The following is a 17,419-nucleotide window of genomic DNA, read 5'->3' on the forward strand; positions in this document are numbered from 1 at the left end:
TGGAAAACGTTTTTTGAAATATCCAAACCAACTGCGTTATTATTCATGTCGGGCTCCTCTTTGCTCCGTTATATCATTGGGTGCATTTTATGACACCGTGTGGGTAAGGAGGAGTCCATATCATCATGGCGAGAACGATATGGGAAACCCCGGGTTGGGTAGCCGACGAGTGAAGCAGAGCCTGTCCTGAGCGCAGTCGTAAGGAACGGCTGGGGCTGCCGCAGGCATGAGCGGTCGCGTGATTTTGCCGCTTGTTGGGCAGGGAGGCTCATAAAAGCTTTCGCAAAAATAGCAACTCCCCGCAATTTTGCTATTATTTTTGCATCTGCTAACCTACAGGAATTCTCAGGACACGAGGCCGAAGTGATCTTCACGCATGAAACCAACAAGATACCATGCATCATGAGCCGGTCGATGGCATTAATTACAATTTTCGACAAGGAACATTACAGGAAATGAATTTGAGCCAAATTGAATTACTTCGTGTGCTTCAGGAAACAAATTTAAATCTTTCCAAAGCTGCGGAAAAAATGCACATTGTGCAATCGGCGGTGAGCCGGCAATTGCAATTGTTCGAGGCTGAACTGGGCTCGCCTTTATTTGAAAGACAGGGTAAAAAACTGATCGGCCTGACAGCGCTCGGAAGGCGCATCATGCAAGAAGTTGCCATCATTAACGGAGCCAAGACTAATATTCAACACATAGCCGCCGATTATCTTGACAGCAACCAGGGTATTCTGCACATTGCAACCACCCATACCCAGGCCAAGTATTTTTTACCGGCGCCTATTCAACGGTTCAGAAAAAAATATCCGGGTGTCAAAATTTATATGGTTCAGTCGTCGCCGGACCAGCTGATTGATCAATTGCTCGTGCGTAAAGCGGACATCGCCATCTGCACAGAAAGAGTCGATGAAGTGACTGATCTTGTTATTGAAACCTGTTATGAATGGCATCATGCGCTGGTGGTGCCGCCCCAACATCCGCTGAGCGAGGGTGAAATTTCTCTTGAACGCCTGGCCTCTTTTCCCATTCTTACCTACAGCTTTGGTTTTACCGGGCGGTCAAATATCGAGAGCGCTTTTAAAAATACCGGTCTGAAACTGGATATTACGCTGGCGGCCGCGGATACCGATGTGATAAAGACCTATGTTCGCCTGGGGATGGGCGCCGGCCTCATCGCAGCGATGGCCTACGATCATGTGACAGACCAGGATTTGGTGGCGCGGGATTTATCTCATCTCATTCCCGGTTCAAGGACCAAAATAGCCTATTTAAAACATAACTATTTGCCGTCATATAGTCAGCACTTTATTGCCGAGTTGTTGATTGCCGCCAAGGAAACTAAATATTGAGTCTTATTATTCCTACTTAATAGGGGGCCGAATGGAATTGCAAATAGGGCGAAGAACGCTCATCGGCGGGATGCGGCAAAGTAGGTCAAGTGATGATGAATTTCTCGCCGAAGTGGAAAAATTACGCTGCCTTTTCAAGCCTTTTCAGGAAACGACACATGAATAAACCGCAGCCCCCGCAAACACTTCCGCAACCAGTGACTTTGGGACAAGCCTTCCGGTATTGGCTGAAACCCGGCTTCATCAGCTTTGGCGGCCCCGCCGGACAGATTTCCATTTTGCATCAGGATTTGGTCGAAAAGAAACGCTGGATTTCCGAACGGCGTTTTTTACATGCGCTTGATTACTGCATGCTATTGCCGGGGCCGGAAGCGCAACAGTTGGCGATTATATTGGCTGGCTGATGCACCGTACCTGGGGAGGCGTCATCGCTGGGGGATTGTTTGTCCTGCCGTCGCTGTTACTATTGATCCTGTTAAGCCGGATTTATATGCAGTTTGGCGAGGTGCCGGAAGTAGCCGGCGTGCTTTATGGCATTAAGCCCGCCGTCACCGTTATTGTTCTGTTCGCGGCCTATCGTATCGGCTCGCGAGCCTTGAAAAACGGCGTATTGCGGACACTGGCTGCGTCAGCCTTCTTCGCCATCTTCGTCTTTCATACGCAGTTTCCCCTGATTGTGTTGGCGGCGGCTCTGCTCGGCGCCATCGGGGGCAGCATCTCCCCGCATAATTTTGCGGTCGGCGGAGGGCGTGGTGCAGCCAAGCACAGCTTCGGTCCGGCCCTGATTGACGATGATACGCCCGTTCCCGATCATGCCCGGTAACGCTGGGCTCATTTGCTTAAAATTGCGGTAGCGGGATTGATTTTGTGGGCTGGCATGATCGGATACTTGTGCTGGCCATACGGCTGGAATGAGGCATTGACGCAAATGGGCTGGTTCTTCACCAAGGCCGCATTGCTGACTTTCGGCGCCGCTTATGCGGTATTGCCTTATGTCTGTCAGGGTGCAGTCGAGCATCACCAATGGCTGAGCGCCACGCAAATGATCGATGGTCTGGCGCTGGGTGAAACCACGCCGGAACCGTTGATTATGGTGGTCACCTTCGCCGGCTTTGTCGCCGGCTGGACAAAAACGTTGTTCGGACCGGATCAGCTGTTTCTCGCCGGAGCAACGGCGGCAATCGTTGTAACTTATTTCACGTTTCTGCCCAGTTTCCTGTTCATTTTGGCGCGCGGCCCTTTGGTGGAATCAACGCACGGCAATTTGAAATATACCGCGCCGTTGACCGGCATCACCGCCGCCGTGGTTGGCGCTATCCTGAACTTGGGGGCTTTTTTTGCCTGGCCCGTGTTCTGCCCCAAGGCTTCGCAGGCCGTTTGACGCTATTGCCGCCTTGATCGGTTTTTTGGCGCTGCTGGCATTGTTGCGCTACCAAGCGGGTGTGGTTCCGGTCATCGCCGTTTGGGGCGCGGCGGGATTTTTGTTTACTTTCGTCAAACCCTGGCTTGCTCCAGTAGGCGTTTTCCTATAAAACCACTCAGCGGGAATTTGTCGCTGCTGCTGCGGGCGGCGTCACATGGGCCGCGGAACCCGGCAAAGCTTGCCGCGAACCTGAGGCCGTAGAGCAAGGGTATGTTAAGCGTTTTTCATATTTAATTATTAGATTTATATATCGATTAATATCGTTTTAGTCGAGGCATGACTATTGGTAGCATGCAGCTTAATTTTATAATTAAGAAAAACATTTATGACACCTCTACAAAAAAATCTATTTTCTGGCATTTTATTCAGCGCATTGAGTTTAAGCAGCTTTGCTGTCAATGCCACTAATGGCTATTTTGCACATGGTTACGGCGCACGAAGCAAGGCAATGGCGGGTACCGGTGTGGCATTTTCTCAAGATGCAATTGCTGGCGCGCTTAATCCGGCAGGCCTGGTTTATGTTGGAAACAGTTTGGATGTGGAGTTGGAGTTTTTTAGTCCTCTTCGCCAATATACTGTTCAAGGCGGGCCAACCCCGGCATCGATTTTTCCGCTCAATTCCGGCACCGTTACCAGCGAAAGCGACATTTTTGCTATACCCACTTTGGGCTGGAGTTACCAAATCGATAACCAGCAAAGCGTTGGCCTTACGGCTTATGGTAATGGCGGCATGAATACCGACTATGAAGACTTTGCCAACCCGTTATGTCCGCCGGCCAGCAGCGCCAGGGGTACCTTCTGTGCCGGCAGCACCGGTGTAGATTTGGCTCAAGGTTTTATCGTCCCCAGTTATGCGCACTCATTTGCGAATGGCCGTTTTTCCCTTGGAGTCTCGCCAATATTTGCGGTACAGACTTTTAAAGCCAAAGGACTTGCGAGTTTTGGCAATTTTTCCAGTGATCCCCAGCATCTGTCCGATACCGGTCGCGACTGGTCCTATGGGGTGGGTTTCAGGGTAGGCGGTCAGGCCGAGTTATTACCAGGCCTGCGCTTGGGAGCCGCTTATAAAAGCCGTATCTACATGACTGAATTCGATAAGTACGCTGGACTGTTTGCTGATCATGGCGGCTTCGATATTCCTGACAGCTTTAATATCGGGCTATCCTGGGCCATAAACAATGCGGTAACGACGGCCTTTGATGTCGAACATATCCGTTACAGCGAAATCCAGTCGGTCGGCAATCCGCTGCAGCCGCTTTTGCAAGGAATCCCGTTAGGGGCTGATCATGGCCCTGGTTTCGGCTGGAACGACATGACTATCTATAAGCTGGGCGTACAATGGCAACAAAGCAAAAACTGGATCCTGCGCGCCGGCTTGAGTTATGGTAAACAACCGATTGAAAGCACAGAGGTGTTGTTCAATATTCTGGCTCCCGGCGTCCAGGAATGGCATTTAACCACCGGTTTTAGCCATGCTTTAACTGACCAGGACGAACTCAGTTTTGCCTTCATGTATTCGCCTCCCAAGATTGTGACCGGAGAAAATCCCTTGAGTCCGGGGCAGACTATTGAGCTGCAAATGTATCAATTGTCCGGTCAATTCGCCTGGTCGCGGAGTTTCTGATTCAATAGCAGGTTTTATTACTAGAGATCATTATTTGTGACTTATTTAATTATTTTATCAGCATTAGGCGGCGGTGCATTGATTGGCCTTGCTGCGGCAATGCTGCTGTTTTTCAATAACCGTACCGCCGGCATTTCCGGAACTGCGGCGGGCATTTTACCGCCCTGGCAGCAAGATACAGGCTGGCGCTTATGGTTTTTGGCCGGACTCGTCCTCAGCGCGCCGTTATGGACATTGCTCGGCGGCACTGTGCATATACAGATTGATGCACCCTTAACCGTGATGGCCATCGCCGGGCTCTTGGTGGGTTACGGGACTCGCCTCGGCGGCGGCTGCACCAGCGGCCACGGTATTTGCGGCATTGCACGATTATCGGTGCGTTCCATTGTAGCAACCCTACTTTTTATGACCACTGCCGGCATTACGGTATTTTTAGTGCGTCATGGCTTTTGAGGCATCATCAATGAATTCAAACTTTTCATCTTTTATTAGCGGCCTGGTTTTCGGGCTGGGCCTGGTGATTTCGCAAATGACTAACCCGGTCAAGGTACTGGCCTTTTTGGATGTTGCAGGCAGTTGGGACCCTACGCTAGCGTTTGTGATGGCCGACGCCTTGTTGACTTTAGGGCTTTTGCAGCGGCTGATTCGCAAACGACCCGAGCAAATTCAAGACACAGACCTGCAAGCTTGTGTAAACCCGAAAGCAGGGGTTGATGCAAAATTGATCAGCGGTTCAGCGATATTCGGCATAGGCTGGGGCTTATCCGGCTTTTGCCCGGGACCTGCGCTTATCGGTTTAACGTCCGGGTTGGCAGGTAGTTATGTGTTTGCCGGTGCTATGTTTATTGGCTTTTTTCTATTTAACCGTTTGCATCGTGACCGGTAATTTTTTTTACTGTTGAAACCGCGAGATTTAAGGAATCTCTGATTAGGTAACTCGCAAAAAATAAACCGCCGCTGATTCACAGATTAAATTTATTTATAATTTGCGAATCAGCGGCACCTGTTACAAGGGATTATTTTTGCAAGTTGCCTTATGTAGAATTAATAGGCCGATTTACACGCTTGACAAAACCTAACGTGTAAAGTTTTTTAAACAAAAATCAGCAAGCTGACCGGACAACCGGAAGCCAGTGAGCCCGAAAGGGCCGCTGGCTTTTTTTTGGCCAAAATTTAGCCGCAACAATCAGTTTAGCGATAAAACACAGGAGACGGTAATGCCACATTGGTACGAAGACAATTCCCACTCGATAGGAAAAACACCGCTGGTGCGGCTCAATCGCATCACCGATGGCGTTTCAGCCACGATACTGGCAAAAATAGAAGGACGCAATCCCTCTTATTCAGTCAAATGCCGCATTGGCGCGGCCATGATAGGGGATGCTGAAAGCCGGGGATTACTGGGCCAAGGCAAGGAACTTGTTGAACCCACCAGCGGCAATACCGGCATTGCCCTGGCTTTCGTCGCGGCGGCGCGCGGCATTCCCTTAACCTTGACCATGCCGGAAACCATGAGTCTGGAACGCCGCAAATTGCTGATTGCCTATGGCGCCAAACTGGTATTGACGGAAGGCGCTAAAGGCATGAGCGGGGCGATTGCGAAAGCCGAGGAAATCGCCGCTTCCGATCCTGATCGTTATGTGCTGCTTCAGCAGTTTAAAAATCCGGCCAATCCAGCCATTCACGAGCAAACAACCGGCCCTGAAATCTGGAACGATACCGATGGCGCTATTGATATTTTTGTTTCAGGTATCGGCACGGGCGGGACGATTAGCGGGGTATCGCGCTATATCAAGCAGACCCAAGGCAAGCCGATCATTTCGGTTGGCGTTGAACCTGCAGCGAGTCCGGTACTGTCACAGTATCGCGCCGGTGAGCCGCTTAAGCCGGGACCGCATAAAATTCAGGGCATAGGCGCGGGTTTTATCCCGGCTGTCCTCGATCTCTCCCTGGTTGATGAAATCGAGCAGGTCAACAACGAAGAAGCCATCGATTACGCCCGACGGCTGGCCAGGGAGGAAGGCATACTGTCCGGCATTTCCAGCGGCGCAGCGGTCGCGGTCGCAGTTCGCCTTGCCAAACGGCCGGAACATGTCGGCAAATCCATTGTGGTCATATTGCCGGATTCGGGCGAACGCTATTTGAGTTCGCCTTTATTCCAGGGTATTTTCGATGCCAGTGGTAAGGCGGCATGAACGATACGAGCTATCTGAACAGCAAGTATGATTGGGGTATCGATGCGCTCGTTGCGCAATTGCGTAATCTGAGGGTGCAGTCGCTGGACACTCGAAACCGGCGCGATAAACCGCCGAAACTGCCGTCACGCAAAGAGCAGCATATCATTTTGGATGGGCTGGGCGCCGTATTGTTTCCTAATCGTCTGGGGCTGCCCGATCTGAATGACGAAGGCATCGATTACTTTGTTGGTCATACCCTCGAAACTTTGCTGCGCAAGCTTTATAAGCAAATCAGCCGTGAACTTCATTTTATTTCCGGGCATCAAGGTTTTGATGATGCTGAACATGAGCGGGCTATTAACATTGCCCGTCAGTTTGCCGCGCAGTTGCCGGCGGTAAGAAAGTTGCTCGACAGCGATATTCAAGCCGCATACGAAGGCGATCCCGCCGCCAGAAGCCCTGACGAAGTTCTGGTCTGCTATCCGGGCATCAATGCCATCATGCATCATCGGCTTGCGCATATTCTTTATCAGCTGGGCGCGCCGCTGGTTGCCCGCATTATCTCCGAGCTTGCTAATTCGGCCACGGGCATTGACATTCATCCCGGCGCGCAGATTGATGAGAGTTTTTTTATTGACCACGGGACCGGCGTGGTCATCGGCGAAACCGCGGTTATCGGCAAGCGGGTTCGTTTGTATCAGGCAGTCACGCTGGGCGCCAAACGCTTCCCTAAAGATGAGGCCGGCAGGCTGGTTAAAGGCAATGCGCGGCATCCCATTGTGGAAGACGATGTGGTGATTTACGCCGGCGCGACGATTTTGGGCCGCGTAACCATCGGCCGCGGCTCGACCATCGGCGGGAATGTCTGGCTCACCCATAGCGTACCCCCAAACAGCAATATCACTCAGGCGCATGTACGCAGCGAATTATTCGATGGCGGAGCCGGAATTTGAAATTTTCTGATTCTCCGGGCTTTTGTCCGGAAGTTCCAAGAACCGGAAGCTCCAGCTTCCAAAACTAATAGTTTCCGATCTGGAGATTGGAAAAACCAAAGCTAATTTCACCAACCACAAAAGGAAAAAATCATGCCCGAAGATATCCATCAAGGCCAATCACATACTGCGTTAGGCGATGTTGCCGCGCGTACCTTGGCGAATGCCACCAAAACCGTCCCCATGCTGTCAACCATCACCCCCCGGTGGCTGGTTCATCTGCTGCCCTGGACGCCCCTTGAGGCAGGTATTTATCGAGTTAACAAAGTTGATAATGAAGCCGATCTGCTGGTTGATACCTCCAGTCTCGATGAAAAAGAATTGCCGCAAACGTTTGCCGATTACCAGGAATGGGGTCGTGAGTACCGCTTGAATGCAGTCAATACCGTACTCGACGTGCATACGCGTATCGCCGATTTGTATAGCAGCCCGCATAACCAGATTCATGAACAGCTGCGTTTGACTATCGAAACCATTAAAGAACGCCAGGAAAGCGAACTGATTAACAATGCAGAATACGGCTTGCTCAATAATGTAGCGCCTTCACAGGTAGTGCAGCCGGTTAAAGGCGGCACCGGCGCGCCCACGCCCGATGATCTGGATGAATTAATATCCCGCGTCTGGAAAGAACCTGCCTTTTTCCTGGCGCATCCTAAGACCATTGCAGCCTTCGGACGTGAAGCCACCTACCGTGGTGTACCGCCCGTTATAACCACTCTGTTCGGTTCACAGTTTTTGACCTGGCGCGGACTGCCGTTGATCCCAACTGACAAGATCAAAATTACCGATGGTAAGAGCAAAATTTTGCTGTTACGCACCGGTGAAAGCTGTCAAGGCGTGGTAGGTCTTTATCAGCCTAATCTGACCGGCGAACTGAGCCTGGGTCTTTCAGTCCGTTTTATGGGCATCAATCACAAAGCGATCGCCTCTTATCTTATCTCGCTGTATTCCTCGCTGGCGGTGCTGACTGATGATGCGCTCGGGGCGCTCGAGAATGTCGAAGTAGGCAAATACCATGAATACGAGTGAATTTGACAAATCCAGTCTAGCGCAACAAAGTATTACCGAAACTTTAGGTCAAACCGCATCGCTGCCCGATATAGACGAGCTGACTAAACTTGCCAATGAGCTATTTTCAGCTTTGCCCTGTGATGGTTCGAGACTTGGAATTGTCGCTTCGGCAGTACCGGGCGGATTGTCTTCACCGTTGGCCGGCATTGATAAATCCGGGGTAACAGGTATTATTCCGCAAGGATTTGCTCTGCCGGGGGAGGCGGAGTTGCGGCAGTTGTTCGCGCCGCGTAAGCCGTCTTTAGCGCAGGTTCCTCACCACTTGGATACCGGGCCTGTTTTGAGTAATCCGCCTTCAACAACAGCAAACGGTTCGACATCGTCTTTGGCAGGCCTGGACCAGGCTGTGCTGGCGGGTATTTTCCCGCATGACTTTGGACTGCCTGTAGAAGCTGAATTGCAACAGTTACTGGTTTCGCGTCCGCCTTCCGGAAGCCGCATTCCAGGAAGTGTTGATGCCGGTTCAATTCCTGCCATTCCCACTGCGGCGGCGGCAAACGAATTGACTGCTGAAGCGCTGGCAGAAAGCGAAAAATCAGCGGAAACGGGTATTTCCTCACCGGTTTATGAAACGGAACTGCAAAAACTTTTTGCTATAAATTCAACGGCTACCGGGAGAATTCCGAAAAGTGCAACGAGCAGTTCGATTCCTGGCATTCCCACAACGACGGCACCGCCCGCTCTGACTGGCTCACTGGCTGACCTGGACGCTTTATTGATAGCAGGTCTTTCACCCGAGGTCTATGGTCTGCCCGGTGAAGTAGAATTGCAAAAGCTTTTCGCAGCGTTTTCTGCGCCTTCCGGAAGTATTCCGGCAAGCGCAGGTTCATCATTTTATTTTCTTGATGAATTGAAAACCGGCGGCTTGAATGCGCAAACGCCAACCCTTGCTTCTGCGCATCCGCCTTTTGATGTCCATGCTGTGCGTCGTGATTTTCCGATTCTAAAAGAACGTGTCAACGGTTATCCCTTAGCCTGGTTTGATAATGCGGCGACGACCCAGAAACCGCAGGTGGTGATTGACCGGGTTTCGTACTTTTATGAGCACGAGAATTCCAACATTCACCGCGCGGCGCATGAACTGGCGGCGCGGGCGACCGATGCTTATGAAAAAGCGCGGGATACGGTTGCCCGATTTCTGAATGCGCCATCCTCGAAAGATATTATTTTTGTCCGTGGCACCACAGAGGCCATCAATCTGGTTGCGCAAAGCTGGGGGCGGCAAAATCTCGTTACGGGTGACGAGATTGTCATCACCTGGCTGGAGCATCATGCCAATATTGTACCGTGGCAACTACTGTGCGAGGTTACGGGAGCGAAGCTGCGCGTAGCGCCGGTTGATGATAGCGGTCAGGTGTTGCTCGGTGACTATCAGAAGTTGCTGAATTCACGCACCAGACTGGTATCGTTTACGCATGTATCCAACGCTCTTGGTACGGTTACGCCGGCGCAGGAAATAATAGCAATGGCTCACCGTGTTGGCGCCCGTGCTCTGCTGGATGCCGCTCAGTCCGTTTCGCACTTGCACGTGGATGTACAAGCGCTTGATTGTGACTGGTGTGCATTTTCCGGGCACAAAATATTCGGTCCAACCGGCATTGGAGCCTTATATGGCAAGGCAGAGTTACTCGAATCCATGCCGCCGTGGCAAGGCGGCGGCAGCATGATTGATGACGTAACGTTTGAAAAAACCACCTTCCAGCCTGCTCCGACACGCTTTGAAGCCGGTACCGGCAATATTGCCGATGCCGTAGGCTTGGGGACAGCGCTTGACTATCTGACAAGAATCGGTATCCATAATGTGGCGCGTTATGAGCATGAGTTGCTGGTATACGGAATGGAGGCGCTCAAGAGCATCCCCGGCTTGCGTTTAATCGGCACTGCAGCGGAAAAAACCAGCGCGTTATCGTTTGTGCTGGCAGGATATAGCAATGAAGATATTGGCGTGGCATTAAATAAGGTGGGTATTGCTGTACGCACCGGCCATCATTGCGCACAGCCTATCTTACGCCGTTTTGGTCTGGAAAGCATGGTGCGTCCTTCACTGGCGTTCTACAATACCTATGAAGAAATTGATCGTCTGGTCAGTACCATTAGACAGATCCAGGGAGGTAAAAGAATTTAACTTCTGTGCCTATGTGACGCTTCCGTTATTGCTGCCGGTTCTCGCTCTCTGCATGGGAACCGGTTCTAAAACGAATTGTAAGAGGTTGGGCAACGGCTTTACGGCTTTATCGTTGCCCAACATTACAGGGTCCGGCGATGGAACGGGGGCGGAAACATATCAAAATATTTGCCAAGCTGAATCTTGGAAATGTCGGGCATAAAAAGCATGCCCGGCCTCCTACTAAAACCAAATGCACAGTGCTCAATTTGTAGCGAACTGGAAGTAAACTCTTCCATCCGTTAAAGGTCAAATTTTTTCCGTAATCCTTTCCAACATGATACGGTGGTGACCCTATGCTAAGAGCAATTGATCCAGGCTCTATTTTTTTAACAAGAATCTTGAATCCCCATGATAAATTTCATTTGGAAAAAGATGCTTTGAAATATTTACAACTGCCATGATCCCGTGCACTCCTGAGTTATTTCATCATAGTTAAGAGTTTGAACGCGCCACGCAGCCCTTAAACGTAATCTGCTAAAGCTAACTCTTACCCTAAAATCTTCATCCAATGAGGGAGCATTTCTGCCAACTAACCCAATCCCTTCATCAACCGTTGGGTTATACCTGTCTTGTAAACGGCCATTAGGTATGGCTGCTATGGTAATCCCGCGCAGATGATGCTCAAATCGAATATCATCATACATAAAATGAACAAGACAGGTTGTTGTTAGATAATTCTTCCCTCTTCCAATGAGAGATTATCGGCATTTTTCTCTGTCATGCTTATCTTTTAGAATTCTATATATGGCCCGCTGTTGTTTAGGTATATCACTTATAGCGTCCTAAATTGTAAGACTAGATTTTCGGGTAAATCACGGTTAAGCTATCGCTCAATTCGGCATAAGCAGGAGCTATGTTCAGCTATATCAGGTTGCGTGCGCCTTGCCTGTAACGCCGAATATCATTTAGCCAACGGCAAATGCAAGGTTCTTTTTTTAAGCGCAAGCGCTGCTTCATGAAGGGCATCGGAAAGGCTGGGGTGGGCATGTATGGTTCTGGCAAGATCTTCGCTGCTGGCGGAAAACTCCATGGCCAGCACGGCTTCGGAAATCAGCTCAGAGGCATGGGGGCCAATGATATGAACGCCCAGTATGGTGTCCTTTTCCGCATGAGCAATGATTTTAACCATGCCGTCAATTCTATCCAGGGTGTGTGCTCTGGCGGACGCGTGCAGCGGAAAAATGCCGATCTTGATGTTTTCGCCCATGGCTTTTAAGGCCTGTTCCGTTTGCCCTACCCAGGCAATTTCCGGATCGGTATAAATAACGCTGGGAAGGATTTTGTAGTTGATAGGCGTATGAAGTCCGGCAATCTGTTCTGCGACAAATATCCCTTCTTCTACGCCTTTATGCGCAATCATGGGCCCGAGCAAGGTCAAATCGCCTATGGCATAAACGCCGGGCAGGGTCGTGCGGCAATTTTCGTTGACAAACACAAAGCCGTTTTCATCAAGCTCTATATTGGCTTCCGGTGCGATTAAGGAGTCAGTATTGGGTTTCCGTCCGGACGCCACAATGAGTTTATCTACACGCAGGGAATGAGTTCCATCATTATCCTGATATTCTACTGCGACTCTCCTGCCGCCTTTTTTTGTAGAAATTACCCGTGCACCCAAACGCATATCCAGGCCTTGTCCCGTATAGATACGATAAGCTTCCCGCGAAATTTGCTGATCGGTTAAAGTTAAAAATGCTTCCTGGGCTTCCAGCAGAATGGTTTGAGCTCCAAGCCTGCTCCAGATGCCGGCCAGTTCAAGACCGATGATGCCTGCGCCGATTACAGCTAATTTTTTAGGCACTGAATCAAGATTCAAGGCGGCAGTAGGGTCCAGGATAAGTTCGTTGTCAATCGGTGCGCAGGCTAGTTCAATCGGCGAGGAGCCGGTGGCCAGAACAATATTTTTTCCTTCCAGGAGGAATGCTGCTGAATGATCAATCGGCATTACTTCTACCTGCCGCGCATTAAGCAGCCTGGCTTTGGCATGAAAGCGGTCAATCTTGTGATGAGAGAAAGTATCAGCAATTTTATGGCTGAGCGCCTCAATTATTTTGTCTTTGCGCTGAACCATTTGCGGAATATCTATGGAAATATTTTCAGCATAAATTCCGTGCTTGTTCAAATCCTGGTTCAGCAAGCGATAAATTTTTGCTGATTCCAGCATCGCCATGGATGAAACACTGCCTGCATTTAGATAAGTGCCACCTAAACTGCTCTGACCTTTTTTATTACGCCAGCTGTCAATACAGGCGGTTTTTAAACCGAGCTGCGTACATCTGATTGCATTGACATAACCGGCGGGCCCTCCGCCAATAACGATAACATCGTAATGTGTTTGCTTTTTTGGCATAGTCTTAAATGTTAAGAAGTAGGTGAGCGGGCGCTTCCAGGCATTCTTTGATGGTAACTAAAAACTGTACGGCTTCGCGGCCGTCGACGAGGCGGTGATCATAGGACAAGGCCAGATACATGATCGGCCTGACGACCACTTGCCCCTGTTCTACAACAGGCCGTTCCTTTATGGCGTGCATGCCTAAAATGGCGCACTGAGGCGGGTTAAGTATCGGCGTGGAAAGCATCGAGCCGAATACACCCCCGTTGGTGATGGTAAAAGTGCCGCCTTTTAAGTCCTCATAGGTTAATGCGCCGGTGCGGGCTTTTTCGCCGAAGTCGGTAATGCTTTTTTCAATGCCGGCAAAATCGAGCTGATCGGCATCCTTCAATACCGGCACAATCAAGCCCCTAGGCGTACTGACTGCTATGCCCAGGTCATAATAGCCATGATAAATGATATCATTGTCATCAATGGAAGCATTAATAGCAGGAAAGCGTTTTAAAGCCTCAATGGATGCTTTAACAAAAAAGGACATAAACCCCAGTTTGACCTGGTGTTTTTGCTCAAATCTGGATTTGTACTGGTTGCGCAGATCAATCACGCTCTGCATGTTGACTTCATTAAAGGTAGTCAGCATTGCCGCATTCCGTTGGGCCTGCAACAGACGTTCAGCAACTTTGGCCCTTAACCGGGTCATCGCAACCCGCTGTTCCGGGCGCAGATTTGAAGCGGGCGCTGCCGGTTCGAGTTCTTTAGCGGTTTCCGGCTTCGCCTGCTGTTTAGCAGTTTCAGGTTTGGCTTGATCTTCACCGGTTTCCGGTTTTGCTTCAGTAGAAGCAATGTTTGCAGCTTTATCAGAGCTTTGCTTGTTCAGATAATCCAGAACATCCATTTTAGTCAAGCGGCCGTCTTTTCCCGTCCCATTTATCTGTGCTGGATCAAGTTTATTTTCCATAATTAACCGGCGTACAGAAGGACTTAACGGCGTGTCGCTTTCTTCATGCTCTGCGGTTTTAGACTCATTATCTTCCCCGGATTCAACCCTTTCAAGTTTCGGGCTTTCATTGTCGATTTTTGGCGGGCTCGCACCTGCTTGAGTCTCAATTACTGCCAGTAATTCACCGCTAGTGACGATTGCTCCGTTTTCCTTGATTATTTTACTGACGGTGCCTGTTGCAGGGGCAGGAACTTCAAGAACCACTTTATCTGTTTCAAGGTCAACAAGATTATCGTTTTTGGTAACGGTTTCGCCTGCCTGTTTGTGCCAGTTGATCAATGTGGCGTCTGAAACTGACTCTGGCAGCGGGGGAACTAGGACTTCAATGCTCATGTTATTTTCCTGAAGGGTTACCGTATAGGGCTGATTCAACGACAGCTTTCTGCTGTTTTATATGGACATGGAAATGGCCGACGGCAGGCGCTGCAGAAGCTGCGCGCCCGGCATAGGCAATTTTGATATGCGGATCCAGATTGTCGGTAAAATGGTGATTCGATTGATACCAGACGCCCTGGTTTTTGGGTTCTTCCTGACACCAGATGAAATCTTTCAGGTTGGGATATTTGGCAATTTCCGCCTTAAATAATTCAGAAGGAAAAGGGTAAAGCTGTTCGATGCGGGCAATAGCGACGTGTTTAAGATTGTCATGACGGCGAGCATCCAGCAGATCGTAATAGACTTTACCCGAGCAAAATATAAATCGGGTTACTTGTTTGGAATTTACATCATCCAACTCGCCGATAATGGGCTGGAATTGGCCGCTGGTAAGATCTTCAAGTGTGGACACTGCCAGTTTATGTCTCAACAAACTTTTAGGACTCATAACGATCAACGGTTTTCTATACGGACGAAGCAGTTGGCGGCGCAGCAGATGGAATATTTGTGCAGGCGTGGTTGGGTAGCAAACCTGCATGTTATGGTCCGCGCAGAGCTGCAAATAGCGTTCCAGCCGGGCGGACGAGTGTTCCGGCCCTTGACCTTCCAGGCCATGCGGCAATAACATGACCAGACCGCACAAGCGGCCCCACTTGGTTTCACCGGAACTGATAAACTGATCGATTACAACCTGGGCGCCATTGGCGAAATCGCCAAACTGAGCTTCCCATATATCCAGAGTGTTGGGCATGGTGGTGCTGTAGCCGTATTCAAAACCCAATACGCCCGCTTCCGAGAGTAAAGAATCAAAAATTTGGGCCTGCCCTTGCTCCGGAACAAGATGTTTAAGAGGAGTATAAGTTTTATTATTGATTTGATTATGCAATACGGCATGACGGTGGGAAAAGGTGCCTCGACCGACATCCTGACCCGTCAGACGGACAGCGTATTTTTCGATGAGCAAGGTAGCATAAGCCATATTTTCAGCAAAACCCCAGTCCAGAGGCATCGCGCCTGCGGCCATTTTTCTGCGGTTATCCATGAGCTTGGCCACTCTCGGGTGTAATTCAAAACCTGCGGGAAGACGCTGCATTCTATCACTGCAAAACCGCAGCTGATCCATGGGAACAGCTGTATTTGCCGGCGTATCCCAACTTATATTGTGGTATCGATTCCATTGCGTGGTATAGGTATAAGTTTCATTGGCTAAAACCGGTCTTGACACTACCTGACCGGCTTCCAGCAGGTTTTGATACTCCTGTTCCATCTCTGCGGCTTGTTCCGAAGTAATAAGTCCTTCATTAATGAGTTTTTGCGCATAAATCTTCCTCACGCTTTTATGTTTGCGAATTTTTTTGTACATTCCAGGTTGGGTGACGGCAGGTTCGTCCGCTTCGTTATGTCCTAAACGGCGATAACTAATAAGTTCTATAACCACGTCCTTATTAAATGTCATTCTAAAGTCCAGCGCCAGTTTAGTCACAAAAATGACGGCTTCTGGATCATCGCCATTCACATGAAAAACCGGAGCCTGAATCATGCTCGCGACATCGGTGCAATAAAGCGTAGAACGCGCGTCAAGAGGATTGCTGGTGGTGAAACCAATTTGATTGTTGATAACAATATGAACTGTCCCGCCGGTGGCAAAAGCACGTGTCTGGGACATATTCAAGGTTTCCATGACGACACCTTGACCGGAGAAAGCCGCATCCCCGTGAAATAATACGGGAATGACAGTGTTTTTGCCGTTTTTCCCGGCTCTATCCTGCCGTGCCTTTACCGAGCCTTCAACTACCGGATTTATAATCTCAAGATGAGACGGGTTAAAGGCAAGGGTTAAATGGACTGGCCCTCCGGGTGTAGCAATATCGGAAGAAAAACCCATATGATATTTTACATCGCCGGAAATAACGCCCGGCGCCGGAATAAATGTTCCGGCAAATTCCTCAAACAGGCTGGCAGGGCTTTTGCCCAAAATGTTTACCAGCACATTAAGGCGGCCTCGATGGGCCATACCGATAACAACTTCCTTAACGCCTTTATCTCCCGAGCCTTGAATCAGTTCATCGAGGATAGGAATTGCAGATTCGCTGCCTTCCAGAGAGAAACGCTTCTGACCAACAAATTTATTCTGTAAATGGCTTTCTATGCCTTCAGCAGCGGTCAACAGTTTTAGTAGCCAGCGTTTTTTTTCAGGGTCTATATTGAGATTGTCTCTAGAACTTTCCAGACGGTTTTTTATCCAGCGGGTAATAGTCGTATCAACTATATGCATGTATTCGGAGCCAATACTGCCGCAGTAAATTTCTTTAAGGCTGGCGATAATGTCACGCAAAGGCATGCGGTCAAGGCCATAAAGCGTTCCGGTATCGAATAGCGTATCCATATCGGGTTCGGCGAGGCCATAATAAGCCGGATCAAAGTCGGGCGGCGGGGATGCGGTTTTCCCTAGCGGATTATTATGGGCAATTTGATGACCGCGTACACGGTAGTGATTAATCAGCCGGGCCACAGCAGATTGTTTTTTTACACTTTCTTCGGTAAAGCCTTGTAACTCGGCCAGTCGGCCATGAGATTTAATGGCAAGCTGAGCAAACCGTTCAACTACCGGGCTGTGCGGAATTTCATAAACGGCTCCGTCATGGATCTCCGTGAATTTTTTTTGCCAGCTGGGATCAACTGATTCAGGATCTGCCAGAAATCGTTCATACAGGCTTTCAACAAAACCGGCATTACTGCCGTAAAGAGTTGAAGAATCCTGGAAAAGTTTAAGTAATTCACTCATTATGGATGTCCGATTTTTTGCACGTATTTATTTTACTGGGGATTGAATGGGTATATTACCAAAGGTATTACACATTGTTTGACTATAATGTAAGTTATTTTAACAGCAAAGGCGATTGTAA

Annotated in this window: 13 protein-coding genes and 1 pseudogene; 10 read left to right on the plus strand and 4 right to left on the minus strand. The window is 49.5% G+C overall.

Annotation, left to right across the window (positions count from 1 at the left end):
• Window positions 1-455: 455 nt before the first annotated feature.
• The 10 genes and pseudogenes from HUX64_RS13060 (at window position 456) to HUX64_RS13100 (ending at window position 10,767) form a co-directional block, all read left to right on the plus strand.
• The gene (locus tag HUX64_RS13060) at window positions 456-1,355 is read left to right on the plus strand and encodes a LysR substrate-binding domain-containing protein (RefSeq protein WP_174626664.1); all 900 of its coding nucleotides are present in this window, start codon (window positions 456-458) and stop codon (window positions 1,353-1,355) included.
• Window positions 1,356-1,513: 158 nt separating this feature from the next.
• Window positions 1,514-2,178, plus strand: a pseudogene (locus HUX64_RS19770) (chromate transporter).
• A gap of 54 nt (window positions 2,179-2,232) precedes the next feature.
• Window positions 2,233-2,736: a chromate transporter gene (locus tag HUX64_RS19775; RefSeq protein ID WP_246247016.1), complete on the plus strand. Its 504-nt coding sequence runs from the start codon at window positions 2,233-2,235 to the stop codon at window positions 2,734-2,736.
• A 367-nt stretch (window positions 2,737-3,103) separates the two neighbouring features.
• Window positions 3,104-4,402, plus strand: coding sequence for an OmpP1/FadL family transporter (locus HUX64_RS13070; RefSeq protein WP_174626665.1), 1,299 nt, complete (start codon window positions 3,104-3,106; stop codon window positions 4,400-4,402).
• A gap of 36 nt (window positions 4,403-4,438) precedes the next feature.
• Window positions 4,439-4,855, plus strand: coding sequence for a YeeE/YedE family protein (locus tag HUX64_RS13075; protein ID WP_174626666.1), 417 nt, complete (start codon window positions 4,439-4,441; stop codon window positions 4,853-4,855).
• Between the two features lie 10 nt (window positions 4,856-4,865).
• Window positions 4,866-5,288 carry a DUF6691 family protein gene (locus tag HUX64_RS13080; protein WP_174626667.1) on the plus strand — a complete coding sequence of 141 codons (423 nt, stop codon included), beginning with the start codon at window positions 4,866-4,868 and terminating at the stop codon, window positions 5,286-5,288.
• A 331-nt stretch (window positions 5,289-5,619) separates the two neighbouring features.
• Window positions 5,620-6,597, plus strand: a complete 978-nt coding sequence (gene cysK, locus HUX64_RS13085) for a cysteine synthase A (RefSeq protein ID WP_174626668.1) — start codon at window positions 5,620-5,622, stop codon at window positions 6,595-6,597.
• Window positions 6,594-7,532 carry a serine O-acetyltransferase EpsC gene (gene epsC, locus HUX64_RS13090; RefSeq protein ID WP_174626669.1) on the plus strand — a complete coding sequence of 313 codons (939 nt, stop codon included), beginning with the start codon at window positions 6,594-6,596 and terminating at the stop codon, window positions 7,530-7,532. The genes cysK and epsC overlap by 4 nt, the downstream gene beginning before the upstream one ends.
• Before the next feature lie 132 nt (window positions 7,533-7,664).
• On the plus strand, window positions 7,665-8,600 hold the full coding sequence (locus HUX64_RS13095) for a family 2A encapsulin nanocompartment shell protein (protein ID WP_174626670.1): 936 nt from the start codon (window positions 7,665-7,667) through the stop codon (window positions 8,598-8,600).
• The gene (locus tag HUX64_RS13100) at window positions 8,587-10,767 is read left to right on the plus strand and encodes a family 2A encapsulin nanocompartment cargo protein cysteine desulfurase (RefSeq protein ID WP_174626671.1); all 2,181 of its coding nucleotides are present in this window, start codon (window positions 8,587-8,589) and stop codon (window positions 10,765-10,767) included. Before HUX64_RS13095 ends, HUX64_RS13100 begins: the two co-directional genes overlap by 14 nt.
• Window positions 10,768-11,195: 428 nt before the next feature.
• Here the strand turns inward: HUX64_RS13100 and HUX64_RS20475 are convergent, their stop codons facing one another.
• The 4 genes from HUX64_RS20475 to HUX64_RS13120 form a co-directional block, all read right to left on the minus strand.
• Window positions 11,196-11,501, minus strand: coding sequence for an SfiI family type II restriction endonuclease (locus tag HUX64_RS20475; RefSeq protein WP_425484266.1), 306 nt, complete (start codon window positions 11,499-11,501; stop codon window positions 11,196-11,198).
• 209 nt (window positions 11,502-11,710) lie between these two features.
• Window positions 11,711-13,156, minus strand: coding sequence for a dihydrolipoyl dehydrogenase (gene lpdA, locus HUX64_RS13110; RefSeq protein ID WP_174626673.1), 1,446 nt, complete (start codon window positions 13,154-13,156; stop codon window positions 11,711-11,713).
• Between the two features lie 4 nt (window positions 13,157-13,160).
• Window positions 13,161-14,471, minus strand: coding sequence for a 2-oxoglutarate dehydrogenase complex dihydrolipoyllysine-residue succinyltransferase (odhB, locus tag HUX64_RS13115; RefSeq protein WP_174626674.1), 1,311 nt, complete (start codon window positions 14,469-14,471; stop codon window positions 13,161-13,163).
• Between the two features lies 1 nt (window position 14,472).
• Window positions 14,473-17,298 carry a 2-oxoglutarate dehydrogenase E1 component gene (locus tag HUX64_RS13120; protein WP_174626675.1) on the minus strand — a complete coding sequence of 942 codons (2,826 nt, stop codon included), beginning with the start codon at window positions 17,296-17,298 and terminating at the stop codon, window positions 14,473-14,475.
• Window positions 17,299-17,419: the final 121 nt, after the last annotated feature.

Source organism: Candidatus Methylobacter favarea (assembly GCF_902806695.1).
In the GTDB taxonomy this organism is placed as follows: domain Bacteria; phylum Pseudomonadota; class Gammaproteobacteria; order Methylococcales; family Methylomonadaceae; genus Methylobacter_B; species Methylobacter_B favarea.

Excerpts from the sequence above, each read along its gene's own strand:
- HUX64_RS13060 (WP_174626664.1), top strand. The coding sequence starts at position 456 with ATGAATTTGAGCCAAATTGAATTACTTCGTGTGCTTCAGGAAACAAAT.
- HUX64_RS19775 (WP_246247016.1), top strand. The coding sequence starts at position 2,233 with ATGATCGGATACTTGTGCTGGCCATACGGCTGGAATGAGGCATTGACG.
- HUX64_RS13070 (WP_174626665.1), top strand. The coding sequence starts at position 3,104 with ATGACACCTCTACAAAAAAATCTATTTTCTGGCATTTTATTCAGCGCA.
- HUX64_RS13080 (WP_174626667.1), top strand. The coding sequence starts at position 4,866 with ATGAATTCAAACTTTTCATCTTTTATTAGCGGCCTGGTTTTCGGGCTG.
- cysK (WP_174626668.1), top strand. The coding sequence starts at position 5,620 with ATGCCACATTGGTACGAAGACAATTCCCACTCGATAGGAAAAACACCG.
- epsC (WP_174626669.1), top strand. The coding sequence starts at position 6,594 with ATGAACGATACGAGCTATCTGAACAGCAAGTATGATTGGGGTATCGAT.
- HUX64_RS13095 (WP_174626670.1), top strand. The coding sequence starts at position 7,665 with ATGCCCGAAGATATCCATCAAGGCCAATCACATACTGCGTTAGGCGAT.
- HUX64_RS13100 (WP_174626671.1), top strand. The coding sequence starts at position 8,587 with ATGAATACGAGTGAATTTGACAAATCCAGTCTAGCGCAACAAAGTATT.
- lpdA (WP_174626673.1), bottom strand. The coding sequence starts at position 13,156 with ATGCCAAAAAAGCAAACACATTACGATGTTATCGTTATTGGCGGAGGG.
- odhB (WP_174626674.1), bottom strand. The coding sequence starts at position 14,471 with ATGAGCATTGAAGTCCTAGTTCCCCCGCTGCCAGAGTCAGTTTCAGAC.
- HUX64_RS13120 (WP_174626675.1), bottom strand. The coding sequence starts at position 17,298 with ATGAGTGAATTACTTAAACTTTTCCAGGATTCTTCAACTCTTTACGGC.